The sequence below is a fragment of the Sphingobacterium multivorum genome, from assembly GCF_900457465.1.
GTDB lineage: Bacteria > Bacteroidota > Bacteroidia > Sphingobacteriales > Sphingobacteriaceae > Sphingobacterium > Sphingobacterium multivorum.
In genome coordinates, this window is record NZ_UAUU01000009.1 from 908,248 (window position 1) to 933,078 (window position 24,831).

26 protein-coding genes and 1 pseudogene are annotated in these 24,831 nt (G+C 40.1%); 9 read left to right on the forward strand and 18 right to left on the reverse strand.

Annotation, left to right across the window (positions count from 1 at the left end; translation table 11 throughout):
* Window positions 1-106 precede the first annotated feature (106 nt).
* The 6 genes and pseudogenes from DTA23_RS29255 (at window position 107) to DTA23_RS15505 (ending at window position 4,101) form a co-directional block, all read left to right on the forward strand.
* Window positions 107-238, forward strand: coding sequence for a hypothetical protein (locus DTA23_RS29255; RefSeq protein WP_256603932.1), 132 nt, complete (start codon window positions 107-109; stop codon window positions 236-238).
* Window positions 222-1,277 (forward strand): nucleotidyltransferase-like protein, encoded by a 1,056-nt coding sequence (locus tag DTA23_RS15480; RefSeq protein WP_112375212.1) that lies wholly within the window; start codon window positions 222-224, stop codon window positions 1,275-1,277. Before DTA23_RS29255 ends, DTA23_RS15480 begins: the two co-directional genes overlap by 17 nt.
* Window positions 1,274-2,244 (forward strand): annotated as a pseudogene (gene cap12, locus DTA23_RS30895) (CBASS system CD-NTase-associated NAD(+) hydrolase Cap12). The gene DTA23_RS15480 and the pseudogene cap12 overlap by 4 nt, the downstream one beginning before the upstream one ends.
* Before the next feature lie 19 nt (window positions 2,245-2,263).
* Window positions 2,264-2,542, forward strand: a complete 279-nt coding sequence (locus DTA23_RS15495; protein ID WP_112375215.1) for a hypothetical protein — start codon at window positions 2,264-2,266, stop codon at window positions 2,540-2,542.
* A gap of 609 nt (window positions 2,543-3,151) precedes the next feature.
* A complete protein-coding gene (locus DTA23_RS15500; protein ID WP_112375216.1) occupies window positions 3,152-3,622 on the forward strand; it encodes a MauE/DoxX family redox-associated membrane protein in 471 nt (156 codons plus the stop codon).
* Window positions 3,623-3,801: 179 nt separating this feature from the next.
* Window positions 3,802-4,101: a hypothetical protein gene (locus DTA23_RS15505; protein WP_146753083.1), complete on the forward strand. Its 300-nt coding sequence runs from the start codon at window positions 3,802-3,804 to the stop codon at window positions 4,099-4,101.
* A gap of 72 nt (window positions 4,102-4,173) precedes the next feature.
* On the opposite strand, the gene DTA23_RS15510 is transcribed toward DTA23_RS15505, so the two are convergent.
* Genes DTA23_RS15510 through DTA23_RS15525 form a run of 4 tightly spaced genes read right to left on the reverse strand, consistent with a single transcriptional unit; the run spans window position 4,174 to window position 9,584 of the window.
* Window positions 4,174-5,568, reverse strand: coding sequence for a RagB/SusD family nutrient uptake outer membrane protein (locus DTA23_RS15510; protein WP_112375218.1), 1,395 nt, complete (start codon window positions 5,566-5,568; stop codon window positions 4,174-4,176).
* A gap of 10 nt (window positions 5,569-5,578) precedes the next feature.
* Window positions 5,579-8,032 carry a SusC/RagA family TonB-linked outer membrane protein gene (locus DTA23_RS15515; RefSeq protein WP_112375219.1) on the reverse strand — a complete coding sequence of 818 codons (2,454 nt, stop codon included), beginning with the start codon at window positions 8,030-8,032 and terminating at the stop codon, window positions 5,579-5,581.
* Between the two features lie 31 nt (window positions 8,033-8,063).
* Complete coding sequence (locus DTA23_RS15520) at window positions 8,064-8,780, reverse strand: TonB-dependent receptor plug domain-containing protein (RefSeq protein WP_112375220.1); 717 nt, start codon at window positions 8,778-8,780, stop codon at window positions 8,064-8,066.
* A gap of 12 nt (window positions 8,781-8,792) precedes the next feature.
* Window positions 8,793-9,584: a TlpA family protein disulfide reductase gene (locus DTA23_RS15525; protein WP_112375221.1), complete on the reverse strand. Its 792-nt coding sequence runs from the start codon at window positions 9,582-9,584 to the stop codon at window positions 8,793-8,795.
* A gap of 763 nt (window positions 9,585-10,347) precedes the next feature.
* Here DTA23_RS15525 and DTA23_RS15530 point away from each other — a divergent pair.
* The 3 genes from DTA23_RS15530 to DTA23_RS15540 all read left to right on the forward strand — a co-directional run bounded on the left by DTA23_RS15530 (window position 10,348) and on the right by DTA23_RS15540 (window position 12,975).
* Window positions 10,348-10,791 (forward strand): hypothetical protein, encoded by a 444-nt coding sequence (locus DTA23_RS15530; RefSeq protein ID WP_112375222.1) that lies wholly within the window; start codon window positions 10,348-10,350, stop codon window positions 10,789-10,791.
* Between the two features lie 414 nt (window positions 10,792-11,205).
* Entirely contained in the window at window positions 11,206-12,414 is a 1,209-nt protein-coding gene (locus tag DTA23_RS15535) for a hypothetical protein (RefSeq protein ID WP_112375223.1), read from the forward strand.
* Between the two features lie 99 nt (window positions 12,415-12,513).
* Window positions 12,514-12,975, forward strand: coding sequence for a hypothetical protein (locus DTA23_RS15540; protein ID WP_146753084.1), 462 nt, complete (start codon window positions 12,514-12,516; stop codon window positions 12,973-12,975).
* Window positions 12,976-13,288: 313 nt separating this feature from the next.
* Here the strand turns inward: DTA23_RS15540 and DTA23_RS15545 are convergent, their stop codons facing one another.
* The 14 genes from DTA23_RS15545 to DTA23_RS15610 all read right to left on the reverse strand — a co-directional run bounded on the left by DTA23_RS15545 (window position 13,289) and on the right by DTA23_RS15610 (window position 24,827).
* On the reverse strand, window positions 13,289-13,723 hold the full coding sequence (locus DTA23_RS15545; protein ID WP_112375225.1) for a hypothetical protein: 435 nt from the start codon (window positions 13,721-13,723) through the stop codon (window positions 13,289-13,291).
* Between the two features lie 643 nt (window positions 13,724-14,366).
* On the reverse strand, window positions 14,367-15,344 hold the full coding sequence (locus tag DTA23_RS15550) for a DUF5712 family protein (RefSeq protein WP_112375226.1): 978 nt from the start codon (window positions 15,342-15,344) through the stop codon (window positions 14,367-14,369).
* 5 nt (window positions 15,345-15,349) lie between these two features.
* Window positions 15,350-15,904, reverse strand: a complete 555-nt coding sequence (locus DTA23_RS15555; RefSeq protein ID WP_112375227.1) for a BfmA/BtgA family mobilization protein — start codon at window positions 15,902-15,904, stop codon at window positions 15,350-15,352.
* Window positions 15,897-16,220, reverse strand: a complete 324-nt coding sequence (locus DTA23_RS15560) for a hypothetical protein (protein ID WP_112375228.1) — start codon at window positions 16,218-16,220, stop codon at window positions 15,897-15,899. Before DTA23_RS15560 ends, DTA23_RS15555 begins: the two co-directional genes overlap by 8 nt.
* Window positions 16,207-16,485: a helix-turn-helix domain-containing protein gene (locus tag DTA23_RS15565; protein WP_112375451.1), complete on the reverse strand. Its 279-nt coding sequence runs from the start codon at window positions 16,483-16,485 to the stop codon at window positions 16,207-16,209. The genes DTA23_RS15560 and DTA23_RS15565 overlap by 14 nt, the downstream gene beginning before the upstream one ends.
* 135 nt (window positions 16,486-16,620) lie before the next feature.
* Window positions 16,621-17,154, reverse strand: coding sequence for a hypothetical protein (locus DTA23_RS15570; protein WP_256603938.1), 534 nt, complete (start codon window positions 17,152-17,154; stop codon window positions 16,621-16,623).
* Between the two features lie 357 nt (window positions 17,155-17,511).
* Complete coding sequence (locus DTA23_RS15575) at window positions 17,512-17,961, reverse strand: hypothetical protein (protein ID WP_112375229.1); 450 nt, start codon at window positions 17,959-17,961, stop codon at window positions 17,512-17,514.
* Window positions 17,954-21,196: a MalT transcriptional regulator family protein gene (locus DTA23_RS15580; RefSeq protein ID WP_112375230.1), complete on the reverse strand. Its 3,243-nt coding sequence runs from the start codon at window positions 21,194-21,196 to the stop codon at window positions 17,954-17,956. The genes DTA23_RS15575 and DTA23_RS15580 overlap by 8 nt, the downstream gene beginning before the upstream one ends.
* Complete coding sequence (locus DTA23_RS15585; protein WP_112375231.1) at window positions 21,183-21,626, reverse strand: hypothetical protein; 444 nt, start codon at window positions 21,624-21,626, stop codon at window positions 21,183-21,185. The genes DTA23_RS15580 and DTA23_RS15585 overlap by 14 nt, the downstream gene beginning before the upstream one ends.
* A gap of 2 nt (window positions 21,627-21,628) precedes the next feature.
* On the reverse strand, window positions 21,629-21,925 hold the full coding sequence (locus DTA23_RS15590; RefSeq protein ID WP_112375232.1) for a hypothetical protein: 297 nt from the start codon (window positions 21,923-21,925) through the stop codon (window positions 21,629-21,631).
* A gap of 301 nt (window positions 21,926-22,226) precedes the next feature.
* A complete protein-coding gene (locus DTA23_RS15600; protein ID WP_218565389.1) occupies window positions 22,227-23,021 on the reverse strand; it encodes an IS4 family transposase in 795 nt (264 codons plus the stop codon).
* On the reverse strand, window positions 22,984-23,403 hold the full coding sequence (locus tag DTA23_RS27765; protein ID WP_218565390.1) for a DUF4372 domain-containing protein: 420 nt from the start codon (window positions 23,401-23,403) through the stop codon (window positions 22,984-22,986). Before DTA23_RS27765 ends, DTA23_RS15600 begins: the two co-directional genes overlap by 38 nt.
* 48 nt (window positions 23,404-23,451) lie before the next feature.
* Window positions 23,452-23,988 (reverse strand): hypothetical protein, encoded by a 537-nt coding sequence (locus DTA23_RS15605; protein ID WP_112375234.1) that lies wholly within the window; start codon window positions 23,986-23,988, stop codon window positions 23,452-23,454.
* A 359-nt stretch (window positions 23,989-24,347) separates the two neighbouring features.
* Window positions 24,348-24,827 carry a hypothetical protein gene (locus tag DTA23_RS15610; protein ID WP_146753085.1) on the reverse strand — a complete coding sequence of 160 codons (480 nt, stop codon included), beginning with the start codon at window positions 24,825-24,827 and terminating at the stop codon, window positions 24,348-24,350.
* Window positions 24,828-24,831: the final 4 nt, after the last annotated feature.

The following is a 24,831-nucleotide window of genomic DNA, read 5'->3' on the forward strand; positions in this document are numbered from 1 at the left end:
TATCGCAATGCTAAGCTGGGGTGGTACTTCCTGCCAAACACTGGTACGTATCAAGCCCCCGCCTTTCAAGAAATGGGCGGGGAATTTTTTAACAAATTTTCAGTTTATGCAAAAATTAAAACAGTTCATTCTGGCACTTCCAGAGACAAACGGGAGGGCTGCTGGAGCAGTAGCCGGCTACAGCATTGATTATCTAACTATAATTGGAAGGGAGGTTTACTATGGCACAAAACTATAGAGAACTCACACGGCAGCTTCGGAACAGACTTGACCCAGAAAATCAGATCCTTGAAAAATCAATTAATGAAGAATTATCAAGTATCAGCTATTCGGACGTACTCGAATATGTCCGTTACGCAATGAACGGCGTAGAGCCTGCTTATACTCAACGTAGCAAAGAGGCGGGAGAAAGAGTGAAGACCCACCTTTATAATGGTGGAATAACCAGTGCTACTTTTCGTTATCAGGGATCAGTTATGACCGATACACATATCCGTGGATACAGCGATATAGATCTATTAGTTATTTCAGATTTATTTTACACTTTTGACAGTATTGGGGTAACCCAAGCTTTAAATGAAAGCGATTACTATCAGCCTTCCCAGCTTCAAAAGCTCCGTACTGAGAAGGAAGTGGGTAGCTATACCGGCAATGCACTCGATGATCTTCGCCGGTTACGGCTGGATAGTGAAGAAATCCTCCAGAGAAAATATATCGCCTGTGATATTTCTAAACCTAAATCCATTAAAATTGAGAATAGAGATCTAAAAAGGGAAGTTGATGTCGTTATTTCGAATTGGTATGATGATGTTACCTCGATCGTCAATGATAAAGGTACAAACAGAGGAATTCAGGTTTATAATAAAGAACTTCATCAAAAAGGAAAAGTAGACTTTCCTTTTGTTAGTATTGACCGTATCAACGCAAGGAGCGCAGAAACGTTTGGTCGGCTTAAAAAAATGATACGCTTTCTTAAGAACCTGAAGGCAAAATCAGACCTGCAGATTGATCTATCAAGCTTTGATTTTAATGCAATATGTTATGATATTGATATTTCAGACTACCGCCATGCGGCTTTTTATGAACTTGTACCTGTGCTATATCAGCAGCTGACGAGACTGGCTAATAATACGAGTCTGGCAAACAATCTGTTATCTGTTGATGGGCGAGAATATATCTTTCGTGGTAAACCTGATAAGATGAAGAGTCTTCAGAATCTGCTCATTGAAATTAATGCTATTTTATTAGACCTAAAAAATGCGCGGCTATTATTATGAAAAAAAGAATATTTATAGGATCATCATCCGAACAGCTAACAACATTAAACGAGATTGTAGATCTTTTTGGGGATCGTATTGAATGTATCCCATGGACAGATGCTTTCGCTTTGAACAAAAGTGGACTGGACTCCCTGATCAAACAGACGAGGCTGGCAGATTTTTCAATTCTGATTGCAACAAAAGATGACCTTACCAAACAGCGCGGCGAATCTTTAACAAAACCACGCGACAATGTTATTTTGAATTCGGGTTATTTTTGGGGGCTGCAGGACCGGAAAAATGTTACTTAATCGCAGAAGAAGATACAGACCTACCAACGGATCTCGATGGTATCACTGTCGCTAAATTTACACGTAACAATGGCCAGTACAATTCTCTTGATAAAATTGTTGAGTCCATAGTGGCTCAGGTGGAAAGGGTCGCCGAAACGAGTCAGCTGGGCCTATTGCCATCAACGGCATTGGCAATAGGTTATTATAATAGTTTTATCAAGCGTGTGTGTGAGGAAATTCACAGCTCTGAGTGTATTGAACTTGAGGGGAAGAAAATGAAAGTTAAAAGTTTCAAGATCGATGTTATCATTCCGGAAACCCTCGACGATAATGGTGTAGGGAGTTTTACAACGCTTTACAATAAGCGTTATGGGCTGAGTAAGGCAACAACATGTACCAATCCTGCTGTATTAGGCACTAGAGGTTATCCTTTCCATTTTAAGGTTGATCCTCCGGATGCTGATCAGGAAAGTCCCTTAGATATTCATCTATCGGATATTCCTTCGACCCTGAGTACTATTGTTGAAAGCCTGAAGCTGTACCTACCATCAAACCAGATCGGACAGGATTTTGATATGGATTATCTTGAAATGCGGGAACTGGAAAATTTCGCAAAAGCGCTGAAATATCTTATTGGCAGAAATGCAGCGACCAAAGGCTATGTGAATGTTGTGACAAATGTCAAATTGTAAACTAAACCAAGATAATTATATGAATATTATAATCACTTATGATATAAAAAGAAATCATACCGAGATAAAAGATGAACTTAAACGTTTGGGCTATAAGGATACAATAAGTGGAGTAAGTCTTAACGATCGAACTCCGGTTGATCAAAAGCTACCAAACACAACTTTGATAAAGTACAATGCATCAAATACATTAGATGTCATGAATTTTGTTGTTGGTGTAATCAATGAACACAACGGTGGGCTGGACAATATATTTTGTGCCGAATTGGCTGTAGATTTTAACTGGAACGGTAGATAATCCCCTATTTGTTTTTTAGCTTAGGACCCTGGTAAGAAAATTTAGATTTTGTACCGGGGTCACTTTTAATTAAACCTGAGATTCAGAATCAGATGTCCAGTTATTTTCATAGAAAATTTTATGGGAGAATTTATGTTTTGAAAACTCCCTGGAAAAAAGTAATTTGACACGGTTTTTCAAAACACCCTATTTAAATTTATGAGCGGCCGTCAATTTGACGGCTTCGCTTGTTAATAGGCTGGTTAAAAGCTCTAATAAGCTATTCTCCAGTTTCTAAATTTATTCTAACATAGCCGGAGATCAAAAAATCCAATTAACTAACTAAAGTATACAAAACACACCCAGTATTGTTGATAATCAACAAGAAATTAAAGTATTTGGTTTGTTTTTACCTACCTGTGATCCAATCCATATCCTGAACTTTACTATAGCTGACAACGACGATAAAATATAAGCCAGTTGTTCAATTTTTGCCATAGGTCATTTTCTGCCTATCGATAGGTACGTTTCTGCCTAACGGTGGTTTGCGAATAGCTTTAATTTAGCATTATAAATCTTTTGTCTGTAGACTCCCAAGTTTAGGGAGCAAGACATTATAAAAGCAAGGTTATGAAAACAGGAAAGATAATAAAAGTTACTGCTCAGTACAGCTTTATATTGCTGTGGGGGATCACTGTCACGCTGAAACTCTCGGGCTGGGAGCAGACCAAAAGTGAGCTGGCACTGCAGTCATTTCCACAATGGTTGGAACGCAGCCTTTTGTGGGGCCTTCCAGCTCTGTATATAGTCCTGATCCTACTGCTGCTCTATAAAGCAACTGTACAGCTCGGGGTCAGACTATCGACCATCGTGATGACTATTTTTACATTGTATCTACTGGTCGGCGTGTCTGGGGTACTCGGTTACACGCCCTGTGCCTGTGCAGGCATCTGGCCGACAAATAATCACTGGCTGCATATCGCACTCAATACTCTGTTTATCCTATTAGGTTTAATATACTGGATATCGGACCATAAAAGCCACACGGAAAAAGACGTCATTTCCGGGGTTGGCAGAAAGGAGGATACGGTCTTATCATAACACGACTGAACGTGCAGGGTAAAGGTTCCCCTGCCATCATCTGCGAACTACCCCAAAACCGGGACCTTATGAAGGTATAGGGGCAGGCCATGCAATGGGCCTGATGAAATCAGCGCATGCTAATCCTTAAATTTTTTGTTATGAAATCATTACTTAAAAATTTGAACTTCGGCGCACTAGTGGTCTTGGCGTCGGTTGTGACACTTACTGTTTCATGGAAGAACCATGAAAGTAAAAAGGCAACCCCAACCTGGTATCAGGTGAGCCTGATCAACCCTGCAGGGGGAAATATTGCGACCAATCAGAAGATTGACGGTTTATATCCGGGTGGCGCACCGAGCGGTAGCTGCAACACTTCGCCGGGAGCTACCTGTGCTGTTCAGCTGAGCGACGCCCTTGATCCGACTGATATGCCCGCGACAGTCAAGGAAGCGAACGATGACGGTTTCACTTCCCAAGCTTTCCGCCAGCATCAATAGTACCTATTAACTAATTAAAATTCATCAAACCGGTTCATATCCAAAAAAGGGAGGCAAATTTGCCTCCCTTTCCTATCTCTGGTTCTGCTCGATTCCATTTGCATCAATTTCTGACTGCGGAATTGGCCAGACCCATTTTTTACTATTTGGCGCCAACGAGTATTTTATACCATCTAAAATCCTGGTAAAAGAGACCGGATATCTCCCTTCTTGGTTCAGCCTTCGGGCATCTTCCCATCTTATACCGCGCATGTATAATTCCTTTCTTCTTTCAGTCAGAACATAGGTTAATATATCGGACACATCGGAAAGTTTATGTTCATGATATGCGTCAGCGTCAGTTCGGTGTTTTCTAAGTAGGTTGATGTCATCTAAAGCCTGCTGATCCATACCCGAGCGGGCCCGACATTCTGCACGGATCAGTAACATTTCCTCTACGCTGAGTCCTGTAAAGGATTCATTCGCCCCATAACCACAGTATGAACCGGTATATGCCTGGGTGCCATCGGGCCGTTTGAAGAAGTAAATTTTTTTCCTGAGATCATGCTGGTCAAGAGAACGAGAAAACATGGTGTCTGCGGTTCTTCTTGTAGCTCCCAATACACCACCGACAGCTGCAGCCGAGTAGAAAATGATAGCCGGATTATTTTTGCCATAAGGCGCAAAATAGCTTCCATAGATATCAGTGACTGACCCCGTCAGCTTATTATAATCTATCAGCACCTTTTTCTTTTGTAAAACAATATCTGCATATCGGAGTGCCATATCAAACTTTCCCTGCTGGAGATAAACCTTTGCCAAAAGTGCCTGCACTGCGGTGGTGCCCGGCATATAGGGGTTGGTATCGTCTACTATTGGAATATTCTCTGCTTCCGTCAGGTCATTGATTATCTGGTCGTAAACCTCTTTCAATGATGAGCGGTCATATCTGACTGAAACATCATAATCTAGTCGCAGGGGTAAACCTGGATCCTGTGCAACAGTTGGTTCATTATATGGACTGCAGAACAGCTGGGCTAGCTGATAAAAATTCCATGCCCGGTGAAAGCGGGCGGCCACCCTTGCCCTGTCCCTGTCAGCGGTCTCACCCTGACCGGCTGGGGCAGACTCAACATCCAGGGCGAGATTGGCGTACATGATCCTTTCATATGCTAAATCCCAGTCCTTGATATTTCGCTGGTTTCCATAGGGATTGTCCTGCCAGGTATAGGCATACTGATGGAATGGTGTATACTGTGAGCCCGCAACAAGGTCTGCGGAATTTTTGACATAATATTCGTCGGCTCCAAGATAGGCCAGATCGCTTGAAGTATAATACATGTTATCCCTACTCAGGATCGTCAGATAATCCTTAGCAGTCTTGGGCACAACCTGATTGGATGTCCGCTTCGCATCCAGAAAATCTTTTCCGCAGCCTGTCAAAATAATGGCAAGGCAAAAAATCAAATAGTTTCTTAAATCTTTCATAGTTTCCTTATCAAAAGTCCAACCTCAGCCCAAAAGCAAAACTTTTTGGCGCAACATAATCTGCATTAGGATAATCAGGATCTATACCGTAATGGTTAGCTTTCCAGATTATCCCCAGGTTCCGGGCATATGCATAGAACTGCATATTCTTAAACACCGATTTTGGTAACATGGATGCAGGGAAATCATAGGAAAAGCTGAGATCCTGGAGCCTCAGATGATTGCCGCTGGTCACAAAATTTTCATACTGTTCAAACATGCTGTACATATTGTCTGAAGGGTTAGGCGATGTTGCCGGTATGTCTGTCCAGCGTTCGTCCCCCGGATTTTGCCATCGTTTTAGATAATCCATATGATACTGCAACCTATATTCTCCGTCGGGAACAGTTGTCGAACGTCTGAATACATGCCCCATTTTCCATGAAATAAGAAAAGACAGGCTCATTTTCTTCCATCTGATCTCATTCCGTAAGGAGCCGTAAGCGGTCGGAACGGTGACGCCTGCGCCAATCAGATCTCCTGGCGAAAGACTGTTATAATATTCCACTCCGTTCCGGGCACGTTGTCCATCTATAAACATGAGCACTGTACCATCTTCAGGATCGAGCGAATATTTAGGTAAGGCATATAAAATATCTTTGCTTTTACCGACTACGGGAAAAGAAGGTGGAAGCAGATAATTGTATAATCCTATATTATTATTTGCTGAATATCGGGTGACTTCATTATGGACGATATTAAAAAGAAGCATACTGTTCCAGTTAAAAGCCCCACGGATATTTCGGCTGCTGATCTGTAAGTCCATTCCTTTTGTTTTCAGGTTCGCATAGTTGACAAGATTCGAGCTTTCAGCAAAGCTTTCCGGATAAATTCCGCTACTGGGTGGAAGTACGCTTGCTCCGATCAGGTCGTTTGCATTTTTTACGTAATAATCGGCGCTTACCGAAATGCGATTATCTAGCAATCGTGTATCCAGCCCCAGGTTAAATGTTTTTACCTGTTCCCAGCGCAGGGATGGATTTCCGATACTTCGCACAATCGCCTGTGGAAGCCCGGTGTTTTCATTGGTTGCAGCATGTTCAATAGTTGGAAGGGAACTTACATTTTTATTGACATTTCCTGCGACTCCATAAGTTGCTCTCAGGCGTAGATAATCCATGGCAGGCAATCTGAACCAGGGTTCTTTGGTAAGCTCCCAGCTTCCGCCCACGGACCATAATGGCGTTCCTTTCTGGTTGGTTTTTACTCCGAACAGATTTGACCCGTCCCATCGGAGTGAACCGGACAGAATATATCTGGCTTTATAGGTGTAGCTCGCATTTCCAAAATAGGACAGGTAACGGTCTGTAAGCTGCTGTTTTGCAGAAGGAGGGGCAAGTAGTCTTGACCTGCCGCTGGGCCGTGTCTTATAATTTTCGGTATAGTTGTAATTATTATCCCCGATCATCAGATCGGGATCATAATTGTAGAGCGTATAGCCCGGGTCGGTAAGCTGTATCATTTCCCTGATCTCAGCACCTGCCAGTGCCGTTATCTCATGTTCTTCGCTAAATTTCTGTGAATAGTCCAGCTGTGCGCGTGCGGAATGGCTCCGCGAAAAGGTGGACGGCAGCTCGCGGAATACTCCGCCATAGGGGATAATCCGTGTGCCGTCGGCCTGTGTGAAGCGGTTGACGATATTGCGCGCGTAATAGCTGTCTTTATCATACTCGGCTGTACTGGATGAGCTTCCCCTTATGTATTGATAAGTAGCGTTGATGTTGAAATGCCGGAGAAAATCGTACCTCAACCCAAGGTTTGCCCTGAGCTCGTCGCTGTTTCCCCGTCTGTCCATAAGACCTCGCTCTTCCAGTGGGCGATATTGCCAGTCAAGTAAGCCGTTAGTCGCTGCCTGGTCCACATAAGGCTGTCTGTACTCTTTAATGACAGATGCAGGATTTCCGTTTTCATCAAATAAGCGGGTGTAAGGAGAAAGACCAATATTGGTGGCATTTCCCCTGAGATCGTCCAATGTGATCTGATTGTTCTGATTCGCCTGTCTGCTGTACCAAAGTGCTGTGGACAGTTCCAGATGGGGAAATGGCCTGAAGGTGTTTTGTAGGTTGAGATTTATTCGGTCATTGAAGGCTCCAACTTCGCTGGAGCGATTTTTGTCATATCCGCCCGAGACATAATAGGTAAAACTATCACCACCTCCACGTGCATTAAGCGCATACTGCTGGTATATGGCGGGCTGGTAAAGATACTTCATCGCTTCTTGACGAACCTCTGTATTTTTTAAAATAGCTTCTTGCCGCGCAAATTCTTCGGGGCTGAGTGTTCCCTCATTCCGTGCGATCAGCATTTCCACATACGCTGGAAAAGCAGTCTGCTGTGCATTTTCCAGATAATACCCTCCTTTTTCGTATTTCTCTTTTTCAATCGCCATGACAGTCTCAGAGGGTAGACGGTTCCGGCTGTACATCAGGTCGGGTTTTTGGCCAATAGTTACATTGCTATTGATGGAAAGCTGCCCTTTCTGTCCATATTGTCCTTTTTTTTGTTGTGATCACGATCACACCATTTCCCGCGCGTGCTCCCCATATAGATGCTGTGGCACCGTCTTTCAGGATCGTGATGTTATCAATATCATTGGGATTTATGGAGCTGATATCACCGTCATAGGGAAAGTTGTCGACAACAATGAGCGGGCTCGCATCCGACTGTATGGTCGCCAGTCCTCTTACTCGGATGTCGGATGCTTTGGTGCCATTTGGTGTGATAAACTGAACTCCGGGAGTGACGCCGTCGAGCCGCTGGAGGATATTGCCACCCACCGAACGGTTCAGCAGTTTATTGTCAACGACTGTAAAAGATCCCGTAGCCCTTTCTTTTGGGATACTGTAAAATCCGGTATTGACAACCTGTACCTCCTCAATAGTATGGCTACTTTTCTGTAGAACAATAGATATGTTGCCATTGGCTGAGGTAACCGCTATTCTCTGCGTGTTATACCCCATAAAGCTGATGGTCAGGCTGTCCGGTAGCTCCATTTTACCAAAAGAAAAGAAGCCGTTTTTGTCTGTCTTTGCCGAAATACCTGACCCCTTTAGTGCCAGTGTGGCACCGTGCAGGGGAGCACTGTTTTCATCCCTTACGTGGCCCGAAACCTGTGCTTCTACAGTTAGAATGGACAGAATAAATAGGATCGTAATAATAATTCGTTCTTTCATATCTCCTCTCTGTTAAAATGGTGATTTCCACATATACTTCTCGGGAATGGCGGTAATTTCCCCTGTATCCATTTTTTCGAGGATGGGCTCGATATTGGTTGCCGCATCGGTAATACCGACCAAGATTCCGTCTTTTATCCATGCCGAGGGGCCCGTAACCGGTGTGCCGCAGAAATAGGCATTTAGCAGGTATACCTCGGGGCCTATAAGCTGTGGCGAAGTCCAGTCCCTTTTTCTGGCGGTGAGTTCAGCTTTATAATCATAGTCAAGCATGAGACCGACAGACTGAACATGATCGCCATACTTTGGCTGTAGCTGCTTCCATTTGTCCATCGAAGCGAGACAGGGAGCACACCAGGTTGCCCAAAAGTCAAGAACGAGCATCCTGCCCGCAGAGAGTTCCCTTAGCGTGACACTGTCCCTGCCGTATCTATCGCCAGCTATGCGTATAGGTAGATCAATAATATCGTCTGGTACCTTTTGTCCTATTTTAAGCGGAGGTATCCGGTCCATCTTCACATTATATTCAAACAAGGGATATTTGGCCAGGTTGGCATCAGGGTTAAAATGTAGTATCTGCCCCCGGATATCATCCTTATCAGTGGTTGTAACGAAATAAGGGATAGTCTCCCGTGTTATCTTCGTGGTAGTCTGCCCGGCATCAGCCCGTGTTTCCACGGACTGTGCTGAGCATAAACTAAACATAGAAACGAAAATTGCCGTGAGCATCTTTAACAGGTTGTTCCCCCTGTAAAGGCGTGTTTTTAGGATATCTTTTAGTAGTAATAGTATAAGTGTGATCATAATAGGGTCTGTTTGTGGTCGAAAAAATCAGGGTATGGTTTGCCCGTTACGCTGATAGCGTTCATTTCTTCGATGAAAATTGGTCTGTTTTTTTTAGGGCTATAAAATAGCCGCTCCCAGCCCTTGGAAAATTTATGACGGATTCGGTCGGGACAAAGAGGGAGCGGTATAGGGTTATCTCACCTGATTATTCGGGGGGACAAGCTAATTTTTGAAGCAGTTGCTTTTTGCTAGAGAAAAAAACAAGATAAGCGCTATTGGTGCCATTCTTTGATGGCATACAATAATGCTTATCTTGTATTCTTGTTGTTCTCATCAGTTCTTATTTCTAAGAACTCTCGAAAAGCTAAAAGTGGGTTGACTACTTGCCTTCCTTTTGCATCTGAGGCTTTGGCGAAACCTTTACTCACTACTCTCAGGGAAGTAATTTTCAATGTATAACCCGAAGATTATATTGCAATGCATGGTCTAAGCAAGCGTCAACCCTACCCTGAGAAAAGATTTCTCAAAGATAGGAAAATTGACGCAGTACTCACACTCGCATTGCAAATCGCCAAATTCAGATACGAGAGTTCGTTAACTTCAATTGATCCAATCTTATTGATTTAATTCTATTTTACTCCATTAAAATCAATAAAAAAATAGTTTTACAAACACTTTATATTACAAATATAAATAAAAATCAATATAAATCAACTTATTTTCAATTTTATTATCAACATAAAGCCTGCGTATCTTTATATCAATTGAGATAATATTTTTTGTGAGAAAAAAGAATAGCAGAGTAACTGATAAAGAATATATAGGGAGAGGATTAGCTTTATATATCGCAGTGTCGTTGAGTACAGATACGAATGAGAGTATCGCTCAAAGAGCTGGGTATAAATCTAATACATTGTATAATCATTTTAAAAAGGAATTTTTATCCGATTCAATCATGGTAAAATATGGGAAGGCTATACCTCATGATTTCTCCATTGATTTCCCTGAATTGGCACCCTATTTCCGGTCCAATCCAGTTGGAGGTGAGAAGAGTTATACAGAGTTGAAATTACAGTTTGAAGGAGTTCAACAGAAATATACTAATCTGCTTGAAAGTCATAATGAATTGTTAAGAGCGCATACAATTTGTAGAGAGGAATTATCTGAAGCAAATCGAACAATAGAAGAGTTGAAAAAAGAGATTCGGTCTTTAAAGACTAATTAGACAATATCTTCATTTCAAGAAATTTAAAATTGAGAACTTGGTCTCTATCTCTCGGGGTGGGGGCCTTTTTTCTTTACTGGCATTAGCCTGTCTGATAAGTGCTTTACTAATTTATCTGCTTACATGCCTAATAACAAAGTTACCTATTATTGGACTAGCTTATTGGCTATCTAGGCATCTGTTCTTCACATGCTCAATATGAATCCTTATGCTAGGTTTACTTTAGATTTCGCCCAAAATATTATTTATGCTTACTATCCTCCCTCAATCCAAAAAGTGACACCAATTTAGCCACAGTCCACTTCCGCCTTCTAATAGTTGGTATTATACCCAAATTTTATTAACTTAATGAGTATTTATATCACACCAAAAGTGAAAATAAGCTATCTGCTTGTCAGATAAAAAGAAATGCGTATGAGTAGATCCAGCCACAGAAAAACCAATTTTGGCCAAAAAGAACAGGCCCGCCGGCAGGTGTTTTACCATCGTTTACGCATTATCTGTGAGAAAATGGTCGGTATCGGATATTTCGAACTACTGCCAGAAAGTAGCCTCCGTCTTTTATACCTATACCGTTATCCCGATATTAGGGTGATACCCCACGGCAAACGTGTCCTGAATGCCGAAGAGCTGAGAAGCTATAAACAGACTCTGGCTGAGCTGCTCAGTGGTCAACATATCGAGACCTTATTGGGCGAGAAGATTTCCTATGCCCGTTTTCTGACCGATGCATTGGTACTCCTGCATTATATCCAGTATAGGGTCGGTGGCAGGATAAAAGGGTTTTCCAGATTAAGGGAAGTTTTCGCACCCTATTTTACCACTACCGAATGGTTCGCCGAGCAGCGGATGAAGATTATCCAGATCATGAGCCTCAATGACCTGCAGCTCTATGATTTTTATAAAGGTACTGTACGGTTCAGTTTTGACCGGATGGCGGTTGAACAGTTCGGCGGGACAAACGAAATCCATGTGCACAGGCTGTCCCATTCCACCGCCCTGCAGGATGTTGACGGAAAGAAGAGAACGGTTGTCCGCATGGGAGTGCCCTCAGCGACCAAAGTAGATGAGTTTGACTGGATCTCCATCAGACCGAGCCAGCTGGGATTAATCAATGTCGACGATGATATCGCCCTACCAATATACGCCCAGCAGCATGCACTTGAACGTTTCGAAGAGCGGGCAGTTTTTTGGCGGGGTTATGTGCAGGCCTATATTGGATATGTCATACGGGAAGGCACGGCTAAAACCATTGTAAAAAAGGATTATGTACTGCTGGAATGTTATCTTGCTACCTACAAAGTGGGCTACTTTATCATCTCGCTCCAGCGGGACAAGTGGCTGATCCGGACTTTTCTCTTCCTGACCAATTCGGGAACACCGGAGGGCAATAAGCTGGAAGAAATGACCAAGCTCAAACTGCTGGACAAAAAACACCTTATGATCGACTGCATGGATGCTTTTCTGCTTTATGATATTTCAGGGGATAAAGGTCTCCGAAAACTCTTTAATAAAGCCGGCTGCGGGTCACTGATGCAATATGCCGACCAGATCAATAAATATGGTAAAGAGCGGCTCAAGAGCCCCGATTTTATATACCGCTATATGTCACAGTTGAAGTAAAAAGAATTAATGAACCTGTCTGAAATACTATAAGGAAGCCTTATCAATGTTGATTTCCTCTAGGCACATTATTTCACCCAAAATAATACAATGAATAATATGGCAATACTGTACCGGGAAAAACAAAAAATTACCAGCTCTTTATTCTGGATCATCCAGATTGGTTTAAACATTCTATTTGTCGCGGAATTTATAGTCCAGGTTGTATTGGGGCAGCCTTTTGGCAATGTTCCTGCCGGTAATATTCTTTTTATTGCAGGTGCCCCGTTGTCAGTCCTGTTTACCGTTTATTTTCTTCTGATCAAAATGGAATTACGGATCACATCCAGGGAGATTCAATTTCGGTTCTTTCCGTTATACCCGCATTTCGTGATTATACCATGGTACGCGATAAAAGAAGCTTATCTGGTGGAACATAAACGGACAAAATTCTATCGGATCTATGGCTTGGATCTGCTCCGTAACAGAAACTATTTTGTTCTCCAGGGGCGATATAGTTTAAGAGTTATCCTAAAAAGTGGAAAGATTCTTTATCTGGGACAAAAAAAACAAAAGAGTTAAATCACATTTTAGCTGATTTTTCGGATTGTTTGAGTGTCACAGATGATGTATAAAATTGAAGAATTAAGAACTTGGGCCAAATAGGTTGGGACAATCGATACTATTGTCATCGCTAAGGCAACCAAAAGGTAAGATGTCTCAGTTGGGGCAGGAGTGTAAACAGATGAAAATAACAAAAAACGATCCGTTCGATTAATTTATAGAGATACGAAAACTAAAAATAAACTATGTTTAATCGTTCTATGCGTAATACGCAGTTTTCTGCCAAAACCCTGTAACAGTGATGAGGTTTATCCGTATGCCGATACAAGCTCTAGTTCAAATTGGATTTGAGGAATGTTATCAAGGGTTCATAATATTTTGGCTTTTTAGTGACACCGACATCATCATTGTAAACTCCGTCGTTATTCACGCTCGCAGAACGAATTTTTTGTTTAAGGTTGGCCTGAATATATATCCGTGTACCTTTATCTTTGTTTTCTCGTAAAAGGAGATTGTATTCGAGAATCTCTACCTTTAGCTTTGTAAAAACTTTGCTGTCATCGTTAACGATTTTACATTGTATAAGCCCCGAGCCTTTATCCGCCGAAAGGACAAAATAATCGCTCGAAAGAAAAAGCTGTAATACGTTCTCAAAAGTCGTTTTCGGATCGGTTGAAGGCAGGTCGACAAAGTGGTTTTCGGTTTGGGCACTACAAATTCCTATTCCAATCAATAGGATAAATACTAATGATTTTAATTTTTTCATGCTTTAAGTTATTAATAAGTTGGTAGCACCAACTTAACCTGTGAAATTGAGCAAATAAACCTAATATACGATTTATTTGGTCTATTTGACATTTTTATATGTTGGGGCGTCTATCTTTTTTATTGTTTTCCCTCTATCGGTCTTGATCATGGTCAGCTTTATAAAAATAACATTCCCTATTCATCCATTTTCGATTGTTACTCTGAAATAGCTTATTACTGTTCTGATAAATACATATTTACTCCCCCCTTGTTGCCCGATGGTCGGGACACACCATTCCATCCTCACCGCTTAGGCCACCAAAAACCAAGACGGCACAATTGGGTCAAGGGCGCAAGCGATGGATGCGTGCGTAGGGGCGTTTAATATACCCTTGACCTTTGTGCCATCTTGGGTAAATTTGCAGAAGCGGTGAAGATGAATATCCATATTGCCAGCAATATGTAACCGTAGATATGTGTCTATATCTTTTACTGTATATAAGTTTTTGGTTATATTCAGTAAACTATATATCTATCCTACATTTGCCGAAAAAATGAAGCGTGATAGCTTGGGGAAAGCCGAAATAATGATCCAGCAGATAATTTTTGTATCATGCTGGATCATTGTTCTATCCACTTCCATAATTAATTGAATAGCGTTTTTATCTCCGCAGGCCCCTTTTTTTCTTCTTTCGTTTTCTTCTTCTTTCTTCCTCATCAGTGACCGTTCCCTGACCGCCAAACTCCTGAACAGGATCAAGAAGCATATCCAGGAGTCCAAGGCCATTTGTGGCAAATGAGGATAATATATCCCCAAGTACGGTAGGTCTGTCCTGAGCGGGCTTAGCAAGTAGCCTATCTGTCCAGCCATCTTCCATTTTTGGGATAGCCCCTCTTTCCAGGAGCCTGTCAAAGGTATGAAGCCTTGCCTTCTGCTCCGCATTGCCATTCTTCATGATATTCGCATACTGCAAGGTTTCTTTCAGTTTTCGGTCAAAACCAAACATCCTGTCAAATACAGTTTCCCCGCACTGCTTAAAGGCCATCTGGTCAAACTGTCCCAGCTTTTTGGAATGTTCCACATTCCTGCCCCGGGACCTGTTCTGTGGACTCAGTTTGATACGATTGGTGATGTCTTTTCGGCTGACAATGACCTGAATGTGCATCTGTGGACCTTCCTTTCGTTGCCCCGCTTTTCTCGTGCCATTCTTGACCTCACGATCTTTATGGCTATAGTACCGGTAGTTTTCAAGTTTGGCGAACCACAACAGATCTTTGTTGTTTTCTATTCCCGGGCGTTTAAAATTACGCGCATATTCATCCATGATCCGTGCAGCATATTCCTTTAATTTTTCTTTTGCACCATCCTCACCATAAGTAGCCAGCAGGAAATCGATCTCCTTTCTGCTGGGACAGATATTGAGCAGGAAGAACTTACTGTCCTGCCTGCCCAGTTTGGCAATATTGCCATCAATCCCGATGCGCACCTCATGGGGTTTAATATCGTTCCGCTCTCCATTGAACCAGTGTTCCTGTTTTTTATTATCGGTCAAACGGTTTTCTTTTTCCAGATAGCCGACAAGATCGCCACAACTTCCTTGATTGTTTCCTGTTTCGGAATCCGTGATATTGATATACATAACGGCTAAAGTTTATCCAGTGCTTCCCTGACCTGCCTTGCCAGTTCTTCTTTCTTTGTGGTAGATATCGGCCAGCCCAGTGTTTCCCGCTGGGCGATGTAATGTTCAAGGATCCTCCTGAAACCATCCTTTAATTCCTGTCTTTGGGTAATCCCCAGAAATATCTTTTTAAGGACTTTATCCAGACTCCCGAGATATTCCGTATTTGCCTTTAGAAATTCGGACGATTTCTGCTGTTCATCGGAAATCAGATCAATTAGACCGGATTGCTGTTTGGTGACAGCACCAAGTTCGTCCAGCATGGAATACAGGGGAACCAATAGATCGGTCTCCTGTTTTCGGATAAAGGAAAGGATACGGTTTACCCCACTGGAGAGTTCTTTTTTCAGGACTTCATCATTCAGATCAGCAGGGTCTTTCTTGCTCCTGTAAAAATAATCAACCATCTCCATCACCAATTGCCGCTTGGTCCTGCCCAGTTTACGGGAGAGCAGTGCCAGACGGCCATCCACTTCCACTGGGAAGCGGACTGACCGTATATTCTCATCTGATCTAGCCATTACTGTCGGGATTATCGTCAATGATAAACCGGAACTTGCTAGCTTTTGTCGGATGCCAGGAGGGTATGTAATCCACATATCCATAAAGGATGAGATCAGAAAGACATTTGTGATAGGTCGCAATCGACTTTATACGCGAAAAATGCATCAGTTTTTTACGGCTGGAATGAAAGAATTCCCCGGGACGCTCTTTTCGGTGATAATAGAACATTGCCAGGAGCAACCCGATGTGCGATGGAAGCAACCTGCTATCTTTTGCTGTTTGCTCCAAATATGAGCTAAAGTAATGATCCTGCATACCGTTATCCATTGCCATTACCTCCCTCCATCATTTTATCGACATCATTGCTGCGATAGTACATGCTGCCCCCGATCTTTTTAAAGGGTAGGATGCCCGTGATCCGTAGGTTCTGCAAGGTTCCGGGAGATATGTCCAGTTTCTTTCTGACCTCCCTGCTACGGAGCCATTCCTTATCTCCGCTGTTCCCTGGATTTTCTCTTTTTAAAACCTGTTTGATCTCTTCAAGCAGTTCTTTCTTGAACTGCTGTAAATCTTCTTTTGTCAGGATATCAAATACCATAAGCATACCAATTTTGTGAACAATACCGGCTCGACATTTGTGCTCTGCCACCGGTACAAAATTGGGTACACGAAAGGCTGTTTGGATGACCAGCGGAGTCCGCTGGTCATGTTCAACATTCGAACAGGATCGCTATTAATCCTGTTTTATGGGGATTATCTGGAACAGTTTTTTATCATCAGGAATTTTGACGCCTTTCATGGAATCTTTTGGATCTTTCTGTACGAAATAATTCCGGGCGGTATTGACAGGTATATCTTTGCCATTGTAGACGAAATATTTCGATACCATTTTGTAATAAGGGCTTTCGTAGTCGCTGACCAATAGCTTCCTTCCATTCGGAAGTGTCAGGTTTTTCATCTGTTGGAGCAGGTCGATAAAAGTTGGAAGATGCTCGTCTTGAATCATCGGTTTGACGGACACTTCGTATTTTTCAAGATCGGCCAATTTCTTTAGCAGGATTTCCAGTTCTGACTGCAATCTCGAGATCTGTTCATCCTTTTCCTTAATCAGCATATCGTTTGGCCTGATATTCCATTTGTCCAGCGGTGAGAGAAAATCCAAGAATTCATTCAGCTTTCCAATATTGGAAACATAGAGCGGATGTTTGGAGGAATAGGGACTCTGGCCTTTAAAATAATCGATCCTATCGGAAACGATATGCCACACATGGGAAAAGAACTTCTTTTCTGAACGGTTTTCACTGGAAATATAATATTCCAGATGGTACTGATAGTAATCGTCAAATACCTCACGTTTTAAACCATAGATTTTAAAAGAAAATGATTGTCTTCATATCCTCTAGGAACTCCTTTTATAGTTCCGATTGAGAAAGGATGTGACTTAAAATCAAGTATTTTTCTTGCTTTAAAGTAGTGTGCTGACATAGATTTAATTTATTACAAATGAATTTATATACACTTCCTTTCGTTTGGAATAGAATAAATGCAGGCGGGTTTAGCACGAAAAAGGCTTTAGACTCTAGAGTATTTTTATCTTGTCTTTCCGAAAAGATCTCACAAGCATCTATATTCTTATAACAAGTCCTAAGTGATAAAAATTATATTCATCAATTCTCGATAAATTGTATTTTATTAACCATAAAAGGTTCAAAATTTTTGCCTTCGTATAATACGTAAAATTCGCAATTTTCAAAGACACCCAATACAAAAGCACCTTTGAATTGTTTTTAACTACTTTTCTGAAATTGTTGACTTCATTTAAATCACAATTTAAGTGCGCTCGAAATACATCTTTAGAACTTTTACTATCACTAGCTACTAGATCTACGCACATTCCTACTATATGAAGATTAAGAATAAAGTCGACATCCTCTAATTTCAGCAATTTGCTTGCGGTCAAAGGTAATTCTCGATTTGAAAATCCAATACCCAAAGTGGGGATTTCGTTTTTATGGGTTGGAGGAGGAATGAGCAAGTACATCGCTTGCTTGAAAATTTTATTTATATCATTCATAATCAGTTGAATTAAATGCTTCGTCAAGCTTGGAAAGATCAACATGAAAATCAGATTGGGTTTCCGCCTGGCCAGAAATCATTGTATAATCATATAGATGAGCTATTTCTTGGCTTAAAGACTTTGCGTATTTCCAGATAATATTCTTTTTGGCATGGTGGAAATGTCCGATAAGTTCATTAATCAATGTTCGGATAAAGTAGAAATTACATTTGTTCTCTTCTTTTTCCATGAGATCTGAAAAAGACTCAAAGTCATCATTCACAACGACAAAAAGAGGTATCGTATAGTCCGGTCGATTTAAGATCGTTACTTGTATGAAATCATCAAAATTAAATGACGGCACTTTAGTGTTACCTAAATGGGATATAAGTGTAGAGTAGTTAATCATGTTAATCTTACAGAACGATTCCATTTTGTTTCCTTTAAAGCATAGACACTTTGGAAGTGAGTATAAAAATAATATAAAGTTAATAGTCAATTTTATGTTGGTCAATTCGTCTTTTAATACTCCTATTTCAATATTGAATCCTTCTTTCAAACTTATTAAGAAAATTATCTCAAATTCTGTTTCCCTCGCAAAAAAGCCCTCTAACTGTTGGTCTAAAGATTCGATGACGTCCAATAAATCTTTCCGGTTTAATAAATTGCTTGATTGCTCGATGAGGACAGCAAGATTCGCTTTGATATATTTGTTTGTGTTTACATTTTTACTGAGCTGAAGTAATAAATTTTTAAAATCCTTACTGCTGACCAGAGGAGTTCTTTTGCAATATTTTAAATAATTGAGATATGACTGAATTAAATTTGGTGCATTTACTGACTCTGTTGCCTTTTTACCTATTCTGAGGAAATAATTATGTACATCGATATTGATTCTGTCGTAATCGGAAATCCCTCCAAGGTCGATGAAACGGCTGGTTTCCAAGCTATCCAATGAAAGATTTATAAGTCCTTCGAGCCGGTCGGATTCTTCGGATTCCATATAACATAAGATTGCATTCGTGAGACAATTTCTACTTTCCCTGACCATGTCGTCCATTGAATTGAATATATGGAATGCCTTCTCGTAGCTAGCACCGGCATCACTCATTCTCTTCATTTCTGAGAGTAGTGCTCCCTGTTCATCTAGTCCATGTGCCATTCCATAAAGATAATTGACCCTCTCGGCCATCGAGATCGAAACCGCTATAAATTCTAAGCTTTTCGTCTGTTCGCCCTGCTCAGCATAGATACTTGATAAAATCCAGCAGACCCTTGATTGTTCTTTAGGTAGATCGAGCTTAACACTATGTTCTAATGCCTCTTCATAGATTGCTATTGCTCCCGTTAGATCTCCGGTATCCCTAATTACATTCCCATAATTGGTAAGATTCAAAATTGCTTTTTGTTCAAGTTTATAATGCTGGCAAAGGTATACTGCTTCATACCCATACTTTTTTGCTGCTTCATAATTCCCGTTCTGACGGTTTAAGGATGTTAAGACATTTAGGACAATCAACTTTGTACCATAATTTATTTTTTCCAATGGGAGTTGGAGTAATTTCAGCGCATATTCCTCTGCAAGTTTTTTCTGGTCATCTGTACATCCCAATGCAGAGGCTAAATTTGAAAGGCTTGATATCAACCCATGGAGATGGTTTTCTTTTGCAAACGAATCATAGGCTGTTTTTGCTGCAACCGCAGCTTTTTTGAATTGGTGGAGGTCAACATATATCTTGGAAAGGCTAACCAATAGCTGGCCTTTAAACAATTCATCTGAGCAGGATTTATCTGTTAGAATAGAATCTGCGAGATCGATTCCTGTTTGATGTTCTCCTCTTTCAATAAGGTCAATAGCCTTGCCCATTAATGCGCTTAAATAAAGTTTGCGGTCTTTTGCTTTTTTTAGAAGTTTCAGTGCTTCTTCGAGAATATCATCCGCCTTTCTTGCTCTATTCAGCAAGCGGAGATTCCCGTAAAGATGGTATTTAAGGTAGCCTGTAACATATGAGGATTGTTTTTTAGTAAGCAGGATATTTATGAGACGATTGGCAAGCTCAAGATCACCCCTGTTTACAAGCCCAGGTAAAGCTTCAAAACCAAATTCATGTATTGCATCCGGTTTCTCATCAATTAGAAGAAACGTCGCCTGAATATAGTCGTTCTCTTCCTGATAATATTCTCCTAGCCGAATTTTATAAGTTTTTAAAGTTGAAAATCTTGCCAGCTCATCTGAAATAAAATCTCTAAATGAGGGATGGAATATAGATAAATGCCCATCATCTGATATTGTTGCCAAGCGTAATCTGCTTATAAATTCGCTGGCTTCCTGCAAGCTTTCAAAAGAAACAAGTGAAACCAACGATGTAATTGACATGGGAAGATAAGAAAGTGAAATAAAGATGAGACATTCTTTTTCCTTGTTAGAGAGACTTCCCCATATTGATCTGTGGTAGTTTGCAAGATCCTTAGGGAGAGGATTGACACTATATTGGCTATAGTAATATAGGTAAAGTGCATTCCCACATGAAACATCGTACAGCTCATTAAAAGTTAAGATATCAAGGATTAGCCCCTGTTGATTTAAATACTGTCGGGATTCCTCAATGTCAAATGTCCCAAGTGTAAAGATTTCAATTCTGCTATTTGTGAATGGCAGGTTATTCTGAGAAGTGTACAGAAATTTATTTTCAAATTTATTGAGCAGCAGTATTCTCTCAAATGAATCAACTGCTGCCTCGCACTCATCAAGAAAGAAGATCATTTTGCTTTTGATCAATAGGCTCTGCAATATTTCCAGGCAAATATCAATATCATCTATAAAGGTTAGGGGCTGACTGTTGACTTCATTAATTTTATTGATAAAATACAGCAGGACTGTCTTGAGTGATTTATTTTTTAGATTAAGATAAACGACATTTACGTATGATTTTGAAAGTTCATACATCATGCAGCTTTTTCCCACGCCGGGTTGACCGATTACAGCCAATTCCTGTTTCGTATCCAAAAGTTCCTCGATTTCTGTGCAGGCAGAACGTTTAATAAGATTCTTACCTTCAAAGTTTTTTTGAAGAAATGTGAGGTAATTTATATTGAATTGGACTTTCAGGGCAGATTGATCGGATTGCGTAAATGCTTCTACTTGCTTCCCATCTACATTTAGATACACCGTATTGATGCGGAGCTCTCCTGAATTAATAAGATTTCCAGCAATGTTGACTATCGTGTCTGCTTCCTGTTTATTGATCTGCATCAGAATCCTTAGTAGCCCTGTAATCCCCCTGTATATTTATAATATCTCTTGCAGCATTTTGTACTCCGATATTAAAGCCGCTTGAATGAGAAATTTGTATGTTGTTTATATTTTCAATCGCGTGTTTATTTTCTTTAAGCCAGTCTACTAAGAGCGATTGTATATCCAATGGGGCTTGACTGCCCGTCGTTTCCTGGTACAAAGCCTTTATGTCACTCTCAACATTATTTGACGCAGGTCTTTCACATAGATTCTGTATGAAAATTTCGGTCTCTTTTTCACTCCTGAATAATTTCCCTATTTTAGTTTTTAGGCTCTTGAAATTAAGCGTGTTTTTTAAGAAATCATAAGAAGCACTGGCGATCACTGAACTGGCGATCCCAGTCGGATCCTGATTTAGAAAGGCAACGATTTCACTTAAAATTGTCATAATTATATATTATTAGTTTGTTTCTTAAAATACTGTTCATCAAGGCGTATCTGTTTTTCTATTTTTTGTTTATTGAATATACTACTGTCAGGAAAGTAACTATTAAAGGATTCATAATTTTCTGATAAATATTTGATTAATTCAAGATCATAGCCACTTCTAGCTGTGTCGATTTTTATTGTATCATTTTGTTTTAACCTTTCCATAAAAATTAAATTACTAACAGCCTGTATAACTTGATCCATTGAATATCGCTTATTGATTTCAGAGACAACTTCTGATAACCATCCTTCATTCATTAATCTTTGATATGTTTACAGGGAAAAAAATATTTAAGCTTTTTATTCCTATTGTCAATGAATTTCCCGATCATCCCTTTTTTATTTTGGGTGGTTTCGATCGTTTGATGTTACGATTTAGTATGGGATTTAATTTAGATTCATCGTCTAAATTGTTTTCTATTGAAAATTTGAAACTCAGTCTTCACAAAATATTTTTCACTTCTTTTTATAATCACATGTGTCCTAAATAAATTTTAGGAGTCGTTTTCTGTGTTACAACCATTGATTTTTTGCTCATTTGAATTTTGACCCCTACTTTTCATTCCGTGAAGATGTTCAGCTGTCCATTTTTTCCTTTGACCGGAGGCCTGACAAATGGATCATCTATCCATTTCCAGATGTTTATTTTCACGAAGATATTCATTCTGATAAATGCCACAAGATTGGAAAGATTCCAATCATATTTGGCCTTCTTTTGGAGGTACTTTAACAGTAATATGCCGATCAGTGAAGTCCAGATCTGTATCATCACTGCATTTTCAGAAGTCCCTATGAATGTCGATACTTTTAAGCGCTGCTTTAGATGCTTGAAGAAGACTTCGATATGCCAGCGTTGTTTATAGATGTTTGCCACCAAAGAAGCCTTCCATTTAGTATTATTGGTCAAAAAGTGGTACTCATTACCAGTGGTGCTGTCCCAAAAGTGGACCAGGCGTAACGGTTTGGAATTGTATTTATTGCAGGCAGCACCGGAAAGCTCAATGATCTCATCTTTAATGATTCCCTTTTCCAAGAGTGCTTCACTCTGATATGATTTGATAACCTTGTAATTCATGTTGGTTTTACTCCTGGTAACGAAATAACAGCCCCTGCTGTCCAAATCCCCAAGCCAGCTGTAATCCACGTAGCCACGGTCCACTACCACCACGCTTCCCTTAGAAAAACTGTAACTACCGGCCCGCTGGCTCTCATGTACTTTTCCATCGGTAATCTGCATAAAAACAGGCAGGCAGCCATCATAATCCAGAACGGTGTGCAGTTTTACCGCACCTTTGGTGCTCCTGAATTTAGCCCAGTCAAAATACAGATAGACATAAGGGGATGATGCTGGCATCCATCAGATATACTTTACGCTTTAGCTGACCAAGATCTTTGCGAAAATGGGTGTCCTTTTGCCAAAGCCTATCCAAAACAGAATAGTAAAGATCTTTGAAAAGTTCATGGGTACGGTGTGTGTTGATATAGGATATATTAGACTTACTTGGAGCTCTTACTACACCTAAGTGGTTCAGATTACCAGTGGTACTGCGTAAACCGTTACTAATATCACGAACCGAATCTGCCGAGGAAAAATGACAGAAAAGCATACTGACTAGATGCGTCCAGCTGTTGATCCCTTTCTGATGTTTGTCACTTTTGTGCTTTGAAACCAAATCTTTGAATAATTCGCGGTCGATAAGAGATAAAATCTGACTAAAAACGTTTAAATTTATCATGGCGGTGTGTTATAATTTTGCGATTTAAATATAGCAACTTTGCTATATCTAAACACCGCCACTTTTTAAACGTTTAGGACGCAAGTGTTTTATAATCTGATTGTGTTCGTTTACAAGAAAATATCGTACGGCAATGTTTCTCCCCTTTAAATAGTTTTCTTTAAAATTTCTATAATTTTGGCTAATTTTCATTCCTCCTTTCCCCTGATACATCTGGACTACAGCTGGATCAACGTGGTCCCTAAGGTGGTCTGGAATTATACTTTCAATTAACAGCTTTACATTTGGTGATATTGAGAGAAGGTAATCTCCATTCTCGTATTCGAAAAATTCTAAATCTATAGCTCTACTATCGTCTAATTTCTCTTTCCAGGCAATTAATGAATCAAGAAATTTTTCAGCATACCGTTCTTCTTGCATCATAAAACCAAACTCGCAAGGCATTTCCTTTCCTGTGCTATCTGGACAATGGACGTAAACTAAGCCTTTGCATTTTGCTTTATCATAATTTTCTTGAAAACTGATATCACCAATTATTCCGAATTTAGGCTTTAGCCCATAGTCTATTCCAAATTGTATTAGCATTCGTTAATGTTTTAATATAAATTTACTAAAAAAAATATCATTTCACAAAGTGTTTTGCATTGAAGAGGTAACTCTCAACTTCTAAGAATCTATTTAGTTTATTTTTTATAAAATTTGATATATAGCTATATGAATAAATTTAAGGCTAGATATATTGCCTATTTGATATACAGCCTATTATTTTCATGGTGGAATGGATTTAAAGTATACTGTCCAGTATACTAAAAAGTGGCTTGATGCGAGCATTAAGTGAAGAGAGTATCCCTGGAGGATACTCTAAACCCCATTTTAGGCAAATGGGGCAAGAAAAGTAGGGCTATGCCCAACTTCTGCTTGCTCTATAATCGCTTGATAGATGACTAGTAAACTTTGTTCATTGCATTGCCAGTGTGCTTATATTTCAATCCTATTTTATCTAAAACTCTATTTTTAAAATTTTTGACAACAATTTTCCTTGAATTGATCTCTTTTTCCAATTTTGGTTCTTGATTAACTATTATTATTTTTCCTGACACCCTATTTTCTACAGAGATTAGCAATAATTCAGTTGGAGCATCAGATGCAACTGGAATTAAAACCCAATAAATATCATTATTTTCTATATCATTAATATAACCTCTGTAGAACGATGGATTTTTATCACTAATTTTAAATACTGAGTCTTGAATACTTTTCTCATTATAAGCAGTTATCTTCTTTATAAGAGAATCCTGTGTTACTTCAAATTTATAGCGTTCTGCCATTAAATTACTGCCGGCAGCGATGAAATCACAAGAAAAAAGGAAGCTGCTTAAAAGAAGTAACAAAATTATAGATCGGTGGAATTTAGTTCTTTTCATATTT